Annotated in this window: 1 protein-coding gene; it reads right to left on the bottom strand. The window is 39.7% G+C overall.

Annotated elements, in window-relative coordinates:
- Nucleotides 1-234 (bottom strand): hypothetical protein (locus SAY88_RS25680; protein WP_332635263.1); only part of this gene is annotated, 234 nt, incomplete at both ends.

Raw genomic sequence — 234 nt, 5'->3', positions numbered from 1 at the left:
ATCTCCTCGTATGTGGCTGGATGTTGAGGTAGTCCTACGATGTGTGTTGTGCAGCATTTAGCAGTATGTTTGTAGTCTGGATTTTCTTTGTGTAGTGTATGGTTACCACACCAGAATGGTAATGTAGCTAGATACTCACATAGTTCTAAAGGAGATTGGTCTTGTGTTTGGTTATCTTTGACTAGCCCTATTCTCTTTGCTTCAGTGATTAATGCTTGGAATGAATCCATTATG

It is taken from the genome of Halalkalibacter flavus, assembly GCF_036663575.1.
GTDB classification, from domain to species: Bacteria; Bacillota; Bacilli; order Bacillales; family Bacillaceae_D; genus Halalkalibacter; species Halalkalibacter flavus.
The sequence above is the reverse complement of the archived record's forward strand: the minus strand, read 5'-3'. Positions and strand labels throughout refer to the sequence as shown.